Origin of the sequence: Microbulbifer okhotskensis, assembly GCF_023895975.1 — a bacterium.
In the GTDB taxonomy this organism is placed as follows: Bacteria; Pseudomonadota; Gammaproteobacteria; order Pseudomonadales; family Cellvibrionaceae; genus Microbulbifer; species Microbulbifer okhotskensis.
This window is the reverse complement of sequence record NZ_JALBWM010000102.1, coordinates 1-14,432: the sequence shown is the minus strand read 5'-3', so window position 1 is coordinate 14,432 and position 14,432 is coordinate 1. Positions and strand designations below refer to the sequence as shown.

General features: G+C 52.6%; 12 protein-coding genes and 1 tRNA gene. 1 reads left to right on the top strand and 12 read right to left on the bottom strand.

Going from position 1 to position 14,432, the window contains the following annotated elements; all coding sequences use genetic code 11:
• Nucleotides 1-163: 163 nt before the first annotated feature.
• The 12 genes from MO867_RS17185 to MO867_RS17130 form a co-directional block, all read right to left on the bottom strand.
• A tRNA-Ser gene (locus tag MO867_RS17185) sits at nt 164-253 on the bottom strand.
• A gap of 281 nt (nt 254-534) precedes the next feature.
• Entirely contained in the window at nt 535-729 is a 195-nt protein-coding gene (gene csrA / locus MO867_RS17180; protein WP_252471412.1) for a carbon storage regulator CsrA, read from the bottom strand.
• A gap of 229 nt (nt 730-958) precedes the next feature.
• Nucleotides 959-2,191, bottom strand: a complete 1,233-nt coding sequence (locus MO867_RS17175; RefSeq protein ID WP_252471410.1) for an aspartate kinase — start codon at nt 2,189-2,191, stop codon at nt 959-961.
• 129 nt (nt 2,192-2,320) lie between these two features.
• Nucleotides 2,321-4,936, bottom strand: coding sequence for an alanine--tRNA ligase (gene alaS / locus MO867_RS17170; protein WP_252471407.1), 2,616 nt, complete (start codon nt 4,934-4,936; stop codon nt 2,321-2,323).
• A 75-nt stretch (nt 4,937-5,011) separates the two neighbouring features.
• A complete protein-coding gene (locus MO867_RS17165; protein ID WP_252471405.1) occupies nt 5,012-5,356 on the bottom strand; it encodes a histidine triad nucleotide-binding protein in 345 nt (114 codons plus the stop codon).
• A 4-nt stretch (nt 5,357-5,360) separates the two neighbouring features.
• Nucleotides 5,361-5,546: a Trm112 family protein gene (locus MO867_RS17160; RefSeq protein WP_252471403.1), complete on the bottom strand. Its 186-nt coding sequence runs from the start codon at nt 5,544-5,546 to the stop codon at nt 5,361-5,363.
• Nucleotides 5,547-5,678: 132 nt separating this feature from the next.
• On the bottom strand, nt 5,679-6,518 hold the full coding sequence (locus MO867_RS17155; protein ID WP_252471401.1) for an alpha/beta hydrolase: 840 nt from the start codon (nt 6,516-6,518) through the stop codon (nt 5,679-5,681).
• A 154-nt stretch (nt 6,519-6,672) separates the two neighbouring features.
• Nucleotides 6,673-7,683, bottom strand: a complete 1,011-nt coding sequence (locus tag MO867_RS17150; RefSeq protein WP_252471399.1) for a class I fructose-bisphosphate aldolase — start codon at nt 7,681-7,683, stop codon at nt 6,673-6,675.
• 33 nt (nt 7,684-7,716) lie between these two features.
• Nucleotides 7,717-9,195 carry a glycerol kinase GlpK gene (gene glpK / locus MO867_RS17145; RefSeq protein WP_252471397.1) on the bottom strand — a complete coding sequence of 493 codons (1,479 nt, stop codon included), beginning with the start codon at nt 9,193-9,195 and terminating at the stop codon, nt 7,717-7,719.
• A gap of 100 nt (nt 9,196-9,295) precedes the next feature.
• Nucleotides 9,296-9,781 carry a regulatory protein RecX gene (locus MO867_RS17140; protein WP_252471395.1) on the bottom strand — a complete coding sequence of 162 codons (486 nt, stop codon included), beginning with the start codon at nt 9,779-9,781 and terminating at the stop codon, nt 9,296-9,298.
• Nucleotides 9,782-10,816, bottom strand: a complete 1,035-nt coding sequence (gene recA, locus MO867_RS17135) for a recombinase RecA (RefSeq protein ID WP_252471393.1) — start codon at nt 10,814-10,816, stop codon at nt 9,782-9,784.
• A gap of 174 nt (nt 10,817-10,990) precedes the next feature.
• The gene (locus MO867_RS17130) at nt 10,991-11,521 is read right to left on the bottom strand and encodes a CinA family protein (protein ID WP_252471391.1); all 531 of its coding nucleotides are present in this window, start codon (nt 11,519-11,521) and stop codon (nt 10,991-10,993) included.
• Between the two features lie 733 nt (nt 11,522-12,254).
• Between MO867_RS17130 and MO867_RS17125 the strand changes: the two genes are divergently transcribed.
• Nucleotides 12,255-14,258 (top strand): glycoside hydrolase family 16 protein, encoded by a 2,004-nt coding sequence (locus tag MO867_RS17125; protein ID WP_252471389.1) that lies wholly within the window; start codon nt 12,255-12,257, stop codon nt 14,256-14,258.
• Nucleotides 14,259-14,432: the final 174 nt, after the last annotated feature.

The window sequence follows — 14,432 nt, the reverse complement described above, 5'->3', positions numbered from 1 at the left end:
TTTTTCCGGCGACCCGTGAGGCTCAAGGCCTGCTCCGAATCCCTGCAAGGTCGTTCCCTTCCTTGCTTTGAGTGGCGCGCATTATAACGTCGACACTTCTTTTTGCAAGCACTTCTGAAAACTTTTTGAAGTGCTTCGGCCCTCAATCCTGAAAGCCTTTAAATGGCGGTGAGAGAGGGATTCGAACCCTCGATGAGTGTTAACCCATACGCCCTTAGCAGGGGCGCGCCTTCAGCCACTCGGCCATCTCACCGTGCAATCTCTCGCCAGAAATTCTGACTCACCCCTTAACCTCAGAGGACTTCTCCGCCGATCAAGTTATTTACTTGCTCGTTCAAAGTGGGCGGCATAATACCAACGGCTCGGTAAAAATCAATGGTGAATCAATAACTTTTTGCACTTTCTTCTCTTCTCGAACAGGAATTGGGCAACACGTTCAAAAAAAAGACTTTTCCGCCAGCCTCGGCGGTGAAAATATCTACAGTGCAAATTAAAAAAGGCCGGAGACCCGGCCTTTTTTAGGGAACAGTTTCACTACTCGCTGCCACCCTCCTCAGAGGATTGCTTTTCACGCTGGATACGCTGATAAATTTCTTCGCGGTGTACGGCGACCTCCTTCGGCGCATTGACACCAATACGCACCTGATTACCCTTCACCCCCAGCACGGTAACCGTAACATTGTCGCCAACCATCAGCGTTTCGCCAATTCGGCGGGTTAAAATCAACATTACCTACTTCTCCTTGATCATCCTGTGATAAAGAGCAGCCGGCGTTCCCCTGGAACTGCTCTTACTTGGTCATCATAACCGGATGGCGGTGCATAAAAGGTCAAAAACTACCCATCACACTATTCAGTATTGACCAGTCGAACAAAATCTCAACAGGTTGCAAGCTGCGTCGAGCAACTGAATGGTAATAAGGTGCTTTATCCGCCAGTTGGCCGGCTAAAATATCTTGTTATCTCTCTTTTTCTGAGAGCTCAAACTCACTGTGAAGAGCCCGTACAGCAAGCTCTAAGTAGCGCTCATCAATAATCACCGAGATTTTGATCTCCGAGGTGGTGATCATCTGAATATTGATGTTGTCCTCACCCAGAGCGTTAAACATGCGACTGGCTACATTTGCGTGTGAGCGCATACCTACGCCCACAATAGAAACCTTCGCAATCTTGTCGTCTGTGATCACTTCACGGGCACCAAGTTCCGCAGAGGCGCGCTCCAAGACTTCGCGAGCTTTGCTCAAATCGTTGCGGTGCACCGTGAAAGTAAAGTCAGTCGTCCCATCAACTGCGCTGATATTTTGGACAATTACATCCACTTCTATGTTATCGCCGCCAACTGGCGCTAAAATTCGGCAAGCAACCCCAGGAGTATCTGGCACTCCGCGAATTGTCAATTTTGCTTCGTCACGATTAAACGCAATACCGGATACGACAGGCTGTTCCATATCGTTATCTTCCTCATCCAGACTAATCAGAGTTCCATTGCCCTCTTCAAAAGTTGAGAGAACGCGCAGGGGGACCTTGTATTTACCGGCGAACTCGACAGCACGGATCTGCAGGACTTTAGAGCCAAGACTGGCCATCTCCAGCATTTCCTCAAAAGTGATGCGATCGAGCCTTCGAGCGCTGTCGACCACCCGCGGATCCGTGGTATAAACCCCATCTACATCCGTATAAATCTGGCACTCTGTGGCATCAAGCGCCGCCGCCAGGGCAACGCCTGTCGTGTCAGAGCCGCCGCGCCCCAAGGTTGTGATATTTCCATCATCATCAACACCCTGAAACCCCGCCACTACAATGACTTTGCCATCGTCCAGGTCCACACGCATTCGCTCCACATCAATGCTCTGAATACGAGCTTTGGTGTGGGCATTATCCGTAAGAATTTTGACCTGGCCGCCGGTGTAGGAGCAGGCATCGTAGCCGCGCTTCTTCAGCGCCATGCTCAAGAGGGCGATAGTGACCTGCTCTCCTGTTGAAACCAGTACATCCAACTCTCTGGGGTCGGGTTTTTCTTGAATCTGATAGGCAAGATCAATCAAGCGATTGGTTTCACCACTCATAGCCGACAACACAACGACCATGCCATGACCCTGAGCGCGAAACGCGGCGACCTTATCGGCAACAGCTTCAATACGCTCAATAGAGCCAACTGAAGTACCGCCGTATTTCTGCACGAACAAACTCATACTTATTGTGTTTCCCTTGCTCCACAACAAGCGCACCCCCAGCCCTAACTCGTGCAGGCGCGCACTTAATCACCAAATTTCAGTGAAATCAACTTAACAGCCAATACGGGCTGTTAAGTTGGCCAAAACTCACTGGCTCAGAGACTGTTCAACCCAGGCTGGCACTTCCTGCAACATAGCAGCTAGCGCCGATACATCCGCCCCCCCCCCTTGAGCCATATCGCTGCGGCCACCGCCTTTGCCGCCCAATTTACCGGCAGCAAACCGCATCAAATCACCTGCGGAAAGTCGATCGGTCAAGTCCTTGGTTACCGCTGCAACCAGGGCGACCTTTTCATCTCCCGGAGCGGCCAACAAAACAACGCCACTGCCCAGCTTGTTTTTCATTTGATCGGCCAGATCCCTCAGCGACTTGGCATCGGCATCTTCAATAGAGATCGCAAGTAATTTAAAGCCGGCTATTTCAACCGCCCGGGCTGATAGGTCGCCACCAGCGCCACTGGCGAGTTTGGCTTTAAGTTGGGCGATCTCTTTCTCCAGCTTGCGGTTATTAAGTAGCAGTTGCTCTACTTTATCGGCCAGTAATTCCGGCCGAGCCTTAAGCAGGGCGGAAACATGCTCCAGGCGCTGTTGGGCCTGGTCGAACAGGGATAGCGCATGGGCGCCGGTGACCGCTTCGATTCGGCGCTGGCCGGAAGCGATACCGCTTTCGCCCACAATGCGTATCAGGCCAATATCGCCTGTGCGCTTAACATGGATACCACCGCAGAGCTCAACGGAAAAAGCGCCGCCATCGGTTTTACCCATTGATAGAACACGCACTGTGTCGCCGTATTTTTCATCAAACAGCGCCATTGCCCCCATAGACTTGGCGGAATCGATATCCGTTTCATGAGTTTCAACTGGAGAGTTGGCTCGGATCTGGCTATTCACCAGAGACTCAATCGCGTGCAGCTGCTTGGCAGTAACCGCTTCCGGGTGAGAGAAGTCAAAACGCAAGCGCTCGGAATCCACCAGAGAGCCTTTCTGAGTGACGTGCTCACCCAATACTTTGCGCAAAGCGGCATGCAATAAATGAGTTGCCGAATGATTCAGAGCCGTAGATTGACGCACATCAGCAGATACCCCCGCTGCCAGTGCTTCTCCAACCGCTAGTCTTCCCTGCAGCAGCTTTCCGCTATGCATGTAGTGCGCGCCTTGCTTGGTACAATCGCGAACTTCGAAACGGGCGCCGCCGCCAGTACTCAGATAACCGCTATCGCCCACCTGACCGCCGGACTCTGCATAAAATGGCGTACAGTCCATCACAATAGCGCCATCTTCACCTTTCTCTAAGCGCTCAACCTGCTCGCCGTTTTTGACAATAGCCACCACTTTGCCTTCCGCTTCTGTGGTGCTATAGCCAAGAAATTCAGTAGCGCCATCCAGCTCAAGGATATCGGTGTAGTCCTGCTTAAACTTGCCAGCCGCACGGGCTCTCTGCCGCTGTGCCTCCATCGCCGCTTCATAACCCGCCATATCCAGAGACAAATCGCGCTCGCGGGCAATATCCTGGGTCAGATCGGTAGGAAAACCGTAAGTGTCGTGCAGTGTAAACACCAACTCACCGGGAATTTCACTGCCTTCGAGGGAATCCAGGGCCTCTTCCAGCAGGGCCATACCCTTGTCCAGAGTTTTGGCAAACTGCTCTTCCTCTTTGCGCAACGCCTGCTCAATAACCTGCTGCTTCTCACGCAGTTCGGGATAGGCGTCTCCCATCTGCTCGGCCAGCGCTTCCACCAGCTTGTAGAAGAAGACCTCTTGATGCCCCAACTTGTGCCCGTGACGAACTGCACGACGAACAATACGGCGCAGTACAAATCCACGCCCTTCATTGGAGGGCATAACCCCATCGGCAATCAGGAATGAGCAGGAGCGAATATGGTCGGCGATAACCCGCAGGGATTTTTCTTCCAGATTACTACAGCCGACAACTTCAGCCGTCGCTTTGAGCAACGCCTGGAACAGGTCAATCTCGTAGTTGGAATGCACGCCCTGCATCACAGCGGCGATGCGTTCCAGTCCCATACCGGTATCCACCGAGGGTTTGGGGAGTGAATGCAGCTCACCATCCGCTGTGCGCTCATACTGCATAAATACCAGGTTCCAGATTTCGATATAGCGATCGAGATCATCATTTTCGGAGCCGGGAGGACCACCGGGCACATCGGCACCATGGTCGTAGAAAATTTCAGAGCTGGGGCCGCAGGGACCGGTATCGCCCATTTGCCAGAAGTTGTCCTCATCAAGGCGGGAGAATCGCTCAGCGCTCACCCCCATTTCCTTCAGCCAAATATCGGCAGCCTCATCGTCGCTTACGTGCACCGTTACCCAAAGGCGTTCTTCTGGAAGATTCAAGGTCTTGGTCAGAAACTCCCAGGCAAAGCGAATCGCCTCACGCTTGAAATAGTCACCAAAACTGAAGTTGCCCAACATTTCAAAAAACGTGTGGTGGCGCGCGGTATAACCGACATTCTCCAGATCGTTATGCTTGCCTCCAGCACGAACACAACGCTGCGAGCTGGTCGCTCGGTTGTATGAGCGTTTTTCCTGGCCGAGGAAAGTTTCCTTAAACTGCACCATGCCGGCATTGGTGAACAGCAGGGTTGGGTCATTGCCTGGAACCAGAGAGCTCGAAGGCACTACTGTATGGTCCTGCCCAGCAAAATAATTCAGAAAGGCGTCGCGAATCTGTGCGCTTTTCATCCGGCGTAATTCCACTTCGTTAGTTGAGTTTGATTTGATTGACGCCAGTGATACGACGTCACGCCTGTTCCACTACTACATTAACCCTTGCTCGGGCATCTTTTTTTGAGCTAGTAAGTGGACATGCAGATGAAATACGGTCTGCCCTGCACTTCGACCGTTATTAATCACCAGTCGATAGCCGTCCAGCCCCAGCTTGCGCCCAAGCTCTGCTGCGACCCATATCAAATGGCCGAGCAGGGATTTGTCTTCGCTTTGAGCGTCGGACAAATTGGTCAGGGGTTTGCGTGGAATAATGAGGAGATGGGTCGGCGCTTGTGGCGCACGATCCTCAATAACGACACACTGGTCGTCCTCGTAGGTTATCTCAGCAGGGATATCTCCCGAGATAATTTGACTGAAAACGCTGGGTTCACCCATAGGTTTACTTTTCCAGCTTTTCCTCAGCTGTTAGCTGCCGCGCTTCGGACTCCAGCATCACCGGTATACCATCCCGTACCGGATAGGCCAGACCGCTAGCCTTACAGACCAACTCCTGTGCGTCTTCCCGATACTCAAGCGGTGCTTTGCTCACCGGACACACTAATAGGCTCAGCAACTTCTTATCCATGTTCCACCCCACTTATTTCCCCTGGCAATACTTCCGAGGGGCAAAAATGACCGCATATCATACAATGCTTTATACGCTTTTTCACGGTATTCACGATAGCTTCTGCTGCGCTATTTTCAGACCCTGCACTTTTTACCCTTGCGCGACAGCGCCGCGCTCAACGGGCACCGAGCTGAGGTGGCTGAGTAATAACTCGCGCGCTATCCGCCCCTCTTCCACCTCATTAAATACTTCGTGGTATGACCTTGGGAAACAGTGCAACTGCTTATCTTTTGAAGCAATTTTCAAAAACCAGGCCCGGCTAATTGACTCATCCACCAAGTGATCCGTTTCGGGCAACAGCATCAAGCAGGGCATTAGCAGGCTACCGAGGCGACCGAAAAGGAACTCGCGCTCACGTATAAAGGTCTCAAACCACCTTAAAGAAATACCGTGATGGACCAGTTTATCATTGGAAAAGGCTGCGACTATTTCAGGGTTTCGGGATACCCATTGATCTTTGATTTGGCTGGATAAAACCAAACGCGGAAACCAGCGGGCCGCTTGCAGTGCCAACCACAGCAGAAGCCCACTGGGTTCATGTTTCCCGCGAAACCCAGGGGCTGACAATACCAAGCTATCAATCGCAGCAAAACGAATAGCACAGCCACAAGCGATAACCGCCCCCATACTATGTCCCAGCAAATGTACACCGATGTCAGGATTCCCACTGTTCACCAGCGCAACAAACTCGTGCAGATCCTGGCTATAAAAAGCAAAGTCCTCAATATGGCCGCGCTTACCCCCCGATAAGCCATGCCCATAGTGGTCCAGCGCATAAACACTATATCCAGCGCGATTGAGATCTGCGGCCAAGTCGCTGTAACGGCCACTATGTTCCCCCAATCCATGAGAGACCACCACGATTGCCGAAGCACCTTCGACCCACCAGCGCCGGTAGTGCAGGGTCACCCCCCGTGTGACAAATTCCATTGCTACTCCGCTTTATAATTATTACTGTAGTAATAGACAGCTGAAGAAGGCCTTCCCTGCCCTTTTTAGTTGTGTTTAGGATCCGATCTCAAATCAAACTTAAACACGCGTGATCCGCACCCCCTCTGAGAGGCGTCGAAAAGCCATCTAATGACTACTCCAGGGTTTCGCGGTATTTCCCCAGCATTGCCAGATGATTCATTCGCGACCGTTTCAATAGCGCTTCCTGCGCCGCCACCACATTCTCTGCACGCCCCTGCCAAGCAGAGAGTGCCGACTCCTGTAGTGCACGGCCATAGGAAAACCCGAGCTGCCAAGGGCCACCCCCCTGTTGGTTCATTGCATTGAGGTTGGCAGTAGCTTCCTCAGGCCCCTGCCCCCCAGATAGGAAATTAATAGAGGGTACCGCCGCAGGTACCGTTCGCCGCAAACTACGCAGTGTATATTCAGCCACCTGCTCAGGACCTGCAGCCTCCGCCTCCGAACCCGGTATCACCATGCTGGGCTTAAGCAACATCAACTCAAGTATGACGCCATGCTGGTGGAGTGCGTGGAATACTGAGTGCCAAACCCGCTCGTTTACCGCAGCGCTGCGCTCAATATCGTGGCCGCCGTCCATCAAGACTTCAGGCTCCACAATAGGCACAACGCCTTCGGCTTGACAAACGGCCGCATAGCGAGCGAGCACTTCAGCATTGGCCGTGAGCCCCAGACGAGTGGGATTGTGGTGCCCGATCGGATATACCTCGCGCCATTTGGCAAAGCGGGCACCCTGCTCTTGATAACTCCGCAAGCGCTCCGCCAAACCATCCAACCCATAAGTGATCATATCGCCATCGGCCCCGGGCAAAGGCCCTTTGCCCTTATCCACCTTAATCCCAGGCAATATCCCTTGAGCGGCAGCGACCTCGGGTAGAAACTGGCCACTGGCATCCTTTTGCCCCAAGGTCTCCTCAAATAAAATGACGCCGCTGATACATTCACCCAGCCCCTTGCAGGACAGCAGCGCCGTCCGGTAGTTGCGCCGATTTTCCTCGGTGGGCTCCACCCCTATCGACGCAAAGCGCTTGGCGATAGTCCCGTTACTCTCATCCGCAGCGAGAATCCCTCTATGACCGTCAAGCAAGGCGGCAACCGTTTCTTGCAATCTGTTGATCTGTGACATTTCAACGCCTCCGTACGCTATTCCACCAAAAACCTAAAAAGTCCTGCAGGCTTTCACCGCCCTCCGCCAACCGGTCAGTAACTGCTGGCGCTCTGCAATGGGCATTGCCGGCATGAAGTCCCGTTCAATTTGCTGTAGACATTCCGGCAAGCCCTGAGGTTGCCAGACCCCGCTACCGATGCCCGCCAATAGTGCTGCACCGATGGCGGTAGACTCTATCTGCCCTGGGCGCTCAATCCGTAAAGATGAAATATCCGCCTGAAACTGCATCAGGAAATTGTTCGCACAGGCACCACCATCCACCCGCATATGAGTGATCGGCAAGCCCAAAGCCTGCTCCATCAGGCGGGCCAGTTCATCGCTCTGGTAGGCAATCGACTCCAGCGTAGCGCGTACTATTTCGGCCCGCCCTGCACCGCGACTCAAACCGCAAATAGTGCCGCGCGCCGAGGAGTCCCAATGGGGCGCGCCCAAGCCATTGAATGCCGGCACCAGGTAAACACCCCGGGTATGCGGGATACTTTGCGCAATAATTTCGGTATCCACCGCTCGCTGGATCATACCCATCTCATCGCGCAACCACTGTATCGCGGAGCCCGCTGTGAAAACCGAGCCCTCCACCGCATATGCCGGATTACCCTGGGCATCACAGGCCGCCGTCGCCAATAGCCCCTGCGGAAGTTCCGGGCGCTCCTCCCCCGCAAAAGCGAGCATAAAACAACCGGTTCCATAGGTATTCTTAATACTGCCCGGCTCGGTACAGCCTTGCCCAAAAAGTGCTGCTTGCTGATCTCCAGCAACGCCACAAATAGGTACTGCGGTGCCGAGAAACGCGTGAGGATCGGTGTCGGTAAAATAACCTGCAGACGGCAGGATTTGCGGGAGGATTGATTCGGGACACTGGAAAAGTGTCAGCAGCTCCTTATCCCAAGCTCGATCGTTAAGGTTGTAAAGCAGTGTGCGGCTGGCATTGGTGTGATCGGTGAGGTGCGCCTTACCACCACTCATTTTCCATATCAGCCAACTATCTACGGTACCAAAACACAGATCTCCATTGCGGGCCCGGGTTAACAGATCGGGGTTGTGCCGGAACAGCCAGGCCAATTTACTGGCCGAGAAGTAGGCATCCAGCAGCAGGCCACTGCGCTCCCGCAACCAATCAGACCTGCCCAGTTCCGCCAGTTCCCGGCACACTTCTGCCGAGCGCCGGCACTGCCAAACAATCGCCGGGAAGACCGGCTCGCCGGTGTACCTATCCCAAAGAATGGTGGTCTCGCGCTGATTGGTAATGCCCACCGCTGTAATATCCGATACGCGGATACCGGCGCGCTGCAATGCCGCGGCACAGACCCGAAGTGTGACCGACCAGATCTCCTCCGCATCCTGCTCTACCCAGCCAGGCTGAGGGTAATAGTTGGGGATTTCAGAATAACTGCGGCCCAGCAAATGGCCACTACTATCGAAGACAACGGCTGTGGTACCGGTTGTGCCCTGATCAATAGACAGGATCATAGAGTTCTCGCGCTTATCTTTTTATTCTCAATAACGAGCTGGTCAGAGCGGTAGAACCTATCAACCGTTCATCCATCCAGTAAAGAGAGTATAAGCCCGCTTAATCGCCGTCCAGCGCCCAGCCAATCGCATCAGCGGGGAAGCCCCGGTATGCCAAGTAACGCTGACGCCGCGCCCGCTCCTTCATCCGCTGATCACGGGGTAGCTTATCGCCAATTGGGGCTCGATATTTTCTGTGTAACCGCTCTGCAGCCAAGGTAAACCAGTCCGCCTTTAACTGATCCAGGGCGCCAGCAATCAACTCACGGCTCACACCGCGCTGCTGTAACTCCTGACGGATACGGATGGGCCCCTGGCCGCGCTGCACCCGCGAACGAGCAAACATTTCGGCAAAGCGTTGGTCCGATTGGTAATTGAGTTCCTGCAGGCGCGCAAAGAGCGTATCGAAGTCGGCGCTGGGGAATTTGGCCGCAAGCTTCTGCCTCAGTTCAAGGCGGGAATACTCGCGGCGAGTCAGCAGCTCAAGCGCCGCGCCGAAAAGCGCTCGAGCTGGATCAGCGGAAACCTCCGCTTTTTGGTGCGCCATCTACCCTTCCGGCAATTCCACAGTTTCCTCTGGGCTCACCGGCTCTAAATCACCCAGTAACAAGTCACGCAGCTGGCCTTCAATCTCATTGCGGATGTCGGGGTTTTCACGCAGGAACTTGGCTGCATTGGCCTTACCCTGGCCGATTTTATCGCCCTTGTAGCTATACCAGGCACCGGCCTTGTCAACCAACCCCAACTTCACACCATATTCGACAACTTCACCGATCACGTTGATACCTTCACCGTACACGATCTGGAATTCGGCCTGCTTAAATGGCGGAGCCACTTTGTTCTTAACTACTTTCACACGGGTTTCATTGCCCACTACTTCATCACCGTCTTTAACAGCGCCGATGCGACGGATATCCAAGCGTACGGAAGAGTAGAACTTGAGTGCGTTACCACCGGTGGTGGTTTCCGGGCTGCCAAACATCACACCAATCTTCATACGGATCTGGTTGATAAAGACCGCCAGTGTATTGGTGTTCTTGATATTGCCAGTGAGCTTACGCAGAGCCTGGGACATCAGGCGGGCCTGCAGGCCCACATGGGAATCGCCCATTTCGCCTTCGATCTCAGCGCGCGGAGTCAGGGCCGCAACAGAATCCACTACCAGTACGTCGACAGCACCGGAGCGCACCAGCATATCTGCCACCTCCAGTGCCTGTTCGCCCGTGTCCGGCTGAGAGACGATCAGGTCATCAACGTTAACGCCGAGCTTCTCGGCATAAATAGGGTCGAGAGCGTGCTCCGCATCTACGAAAGCACAGGTGCCTCCCTTGCGCTGAGCTTCTGCAATTACCTGCAGAGTGAGAGTAGTCTTACCGGAGGACTCCGGTCCGTAGATCTCTACAATACGGCCGCGCGGCAGGCCGCCTATTCCCAGCGCGACATCCAAGCCGAGAGAGCCGGTGGAGATCGCCGGGATACGCACGCGCTCCTTATCTCCCATACGCATCACAGTTCCCTTGCCGAACTGACGCTCAATCTGCGATAACGCCGCCTTTAATGCCTTGTCTTTATTGGAATCCATGACCATTCCCGTATTTCTGAGCTGTATTGAGTGGAGGCAAGCTTAACGAAGGATTACTGTATAGGCAACCAGTAAATCCAACGACTGAGTACCAATCCCGGACAGGGATAACGGCTATTGAAAACGAGGCTTATAACAGAGTCCGCAAGGAAGGCGCTGACCCTGCAGACAGGTTTATAGCAGGTGTTCATCGACAATGGCCAACATGCCCTTCAAAGCCTCAATCACCGTCTGGATTTGCACCTCGGCCCTATCGCCGCTTAACAAAAAACACTTCGCATCAATCTGTACCGGTTCCTGCCCCTCAGCATGAGCCCAGGCAATCCAGACAGTCCCCACCGGCTTATCCGGGGTACCGCCATCTGGTCCAGCAATTCCACTGACTGCCACCGCAAGGTTGGCATCCATCATTGCCAGAACACCACAGGCCATTTGCCGTACCACGGGCTCGCTCACCGCACCGAATTGGTCGAGGTCATTGCTGTCCACACTCAGGACTGCACTTTTGATGCGGTTGGCATAACTGACAACGGCCCCATCAAACCAGCTGGAGGCCCCTGCGACCGAGGTGATAGCCGCAGCAATAGCGCCACCGGTGCAGGACTCCGCCGAAGTTGCACACCAGCCTCTCTTTTCCAGCTCGCTACCCAATTTCTGTGCGAGCTGAGTAATATTGCCCTGGTCCACTCTCTTTTTCCTGTTCAATTCCATCCCCTGCCTTTATTCCCGCAGCGGGGATAAAGGCGCCTCATTCAGCAAGCCGCTATCGACTTGTGATAACAGTTACCGTCTATTTTATACGGCCCGTCTTCTCACGGAAAAGGAACAACGACCTACCCGTACAAAAATTGTCAGCCATATAGCCACTGGGGCACGGCCCCGATAGTCAGAAGCCTTTGCTGTTTTTTGTTAATAGCATTCGACTGAGGCACGAAAATCCAAAAGCCAACTTGTCGGCAAGCCCCTGCGCGAGTGAAGTCAGGCCGTCGGATAATCAATTGATCGAACTCAACAGCAAAGTACATATATTTTTCACCGCCAAGCCTCACCAAAATTAGAATTTAAACTTTAAAAAAAACCCTGACTCGACAAATAATTCCAAAATAATGATTCAGTGGGTAATAATCTCCAGAAAACGATCACACCAAAACTCTTATGTCGGGCGACTACCGCTTGCGGTAGTCGCCCCAGAAAAACCAATATTTCACCATATGCGACCAATAGGACCGCTCCTACGATAAAGGGCCCCGTATCCCACTCTGCAACGGCAGGCTTTTTGTTAGGCTGGTACCGTTGTAACAAACAATTGATTATCAAAATAAAAAAATCGATATATTCCACAGCCCAGCGACCATTACCCAATTTGGCAATAAAAAGCCGTCTATAAAAAATATAATGACGTTGGCAATTTCAACAGATAATTAAAGAAAGAAAGACCATGAATCTAAAAAAATCAGCGATTGCCGTTGCTATTGTAGGTGCCTGTGCGTCCTCGCTAGCCAACTCCAAAACCCTGGTCTGGGAAGACGAATTCAATGGCAACAACATCGATAGCTCCGTGTGGACCTACGATGTTGGTAACTCGGGATGGGGCAATAACGAACTGCAAACCTATACCGCCAACACCGAAAATGCCTACCTTGAAGATGGCAACCTGATTATCCAGGCTCTGCAAAATGATGATGGCAGTTTTACCTCTGCACGTCTGAAATCCCTGGGCCGCATGACTTACAAATACGGCACCATTGAAGCTCGTATTAAACTACCCGATCTGGATGCCGGTTTATGGCCCGCTTTCTGGCAATTGGGCGGCGACTACGGCCAGGCCGGCTGGCCCGCATGCGGAGAGCTGGATATCCTTGAAGCAGGTATGGCCGAGGCATTGGATGCCGACACCGTAAATTCACAGATTTCTGGAGCCTTCCACTGGTGGCACGAATCCGAGGACTACACCGGCCAAGCAGATTACGGCCAGTCAAAAAACCTGGTTGACGACTTTGGTTCCAGCACCGACCTCACCGAGGGCTACCATATTTTCGGTATGACCTGGACGCCCGACAGCATCGCAATGTGGGTAGATGACGAAGCGAATGAAATCATCAGTATTGGCAGCGAGGACCCAGCGTTTGATGAATTCCGCCAACATCACTTCCTGATTCTCAACCTGGCAGTAGGTGGTATTTTTCCCGAAATTTACACCAACAGCGAAATCACCGCGCCCATGCCGGCAAAAATGTATGTGGACTACGTTCGCATCTATGACAATGACGATAGTAACTACAGCACTGAAATTTCTCTGGCTACAGATACCGCAAAGAACGGCGATATCGGTATATTTTCTGAAGGCAGCAATCTCTCTGAGTCCCTTGTACTCGGCACCGACACCGAACTGTATATCTGGAACCAAAACAGTATGACAGCCACGGTCAGTGCTGACGCTGCCGAAGGTGACGAAGCTCTAGATTTAGATATTACTGCCGGTGAATGGTTTGGCATGGGCTTCTGGATGCACTACGACCTGAACCTGATGAACTATCAGAATGGTCATTTGAACTTCAAAATGAAAACCACCAGTAACCAAACAGTCGGTATCGGCATTGCCAGCACCAGCGGTGGCGATTCCTGGGTAGATCTGGTTGGCGGCGATGAAACCTACGGCTTGAAGCGGGATGGCGAATGGCATCAGGTCAGCATTCCCTTGAGTAAATTTGCAGTAGACTTCAATACCATCAACCAAGCCTTTATGATTCGCGGTGATGCTGCCACTGAAAACTTTGTACTGGCCATTGACGACATCCACTTTAGCGAGAGTGTTGAAAAAACAGCCCCGACCGGAGTCTTCTCTCTCTATACCGAAACCACAGAATCCGATTCCACTTTTGATCTGGGCGCCGATGGCAATCTGTATGTGTGGGGCAACACCCTGCTGGATGCTGCGCAAACCCCATTTGAAGGTGAGGAATCCCTGTCTTACTACTTCTCCGGTGCAGGCTGGTTCGGCATGGCATTTACAGCCGACAACTATTATGACCTGTCAGCTTTCGATAATGATACCGCTACACTTAACTTCGCCCTGAAAACCAACTCTGAGACCACCTTCAAAATCGGCATGAAGAGCGGCAGTGTCAATGATATCGGCCAGCAGTGGATTGAATTCGCCCGCGCTTCTGATCCATACGATTTTGCACGCGATGGGGAATGGCACCAGAAATCAATTCCTATCTCTAATTTCAGCAATCAGGTGGACATGTCAAATGTTATTCAATTGTTCGAACTACTCGGTGTCGATGGCGATATCAGCGATATTGAAATTGATAATATCTATTATTCAGGCGGCTCATCCGATGGCGACAACTGCCGGCCGCACTCACACAAGTGCCACCCTCACAAAAGAAAGTGCCCTCCCCGTAAGCCGTGTGCTCACAAGCCTCACAGACATTAATTCCACAACCCGATAGCATTTCCATCAGGCGGCCAGGGGCATATCGCTAACAACACGATATGCCCTACTCCAATATAAGTTTTCCGCCAATATCCAACACTTCGGACAGTTTCATGCAACTATAGCCCCATAGTCACTGTACTGCTCGTAAATGCGGGCAACTTTTCCGCAACT